This is a genomic window from Gluconobacter sp. P1D12_c, from assembly GCF_018812105.1.
Lineage (GTDB): Bacteria > Pseudomonadota > Alphaproteobacteria > Acetobacterales > Acetobacteraceae > Gluconobacter > Gluconobacter oxydans_A.
This window is the reverse complement of the sequence record NZ_JACSIQ010000722.1, coordinates 1-389: the sequence shown is the minus strand read 5'-3', so window position 1 is coordinate 389 and position 389 is coordinate 1. Positions and strand designations below refer to the sequence as shown.

Genomic DNA, 389 nt, shown 5'->3' with positions numbered 1-389 from the left:
CTGCGGAAGCTCGGATCTTATCCCCGTCAGAATGGTCTGGCTGTGGCCTTGCGTGAAGTTGGCCGGATCGAGCGGTCGGTTTTCATGCTCGACTGGATACAGGATCTGGATTTGCGCAGGCGAACCCAGGCAGGGCTCAACAAGGGAGAAGCCCGGAATGCGCTGGCTCGGGCGCTCTTCTTCAACCAGCTTGGTGAACTGCGGGATCGGCGTTTTGAAAATCAGGCTTATCGAGCGTCAGGTTTAAACCTGCTGGTGGCAGCGGTTATCCTATGGAATACGCGCTATCTTCAGTCTGCCATCGCAACGCTCGGCATTTCCGATGACCTGGCGCGGCATATTGCACCCCTCGGCTGGGAGCATATCTCTCTGACAGGGGACTATCGCTG

General features: G+C 57.3%; 1 protein-coding gene. It reads left to right on the top strand.

The window, feature by feature from the left end:
- The coding region (locus KP705_RS18910) for a Tn3 family transposase (RefSeq protein WP_215765423.1) at positions 1-389 on the top strand (389 nt) is incomplete at both ends.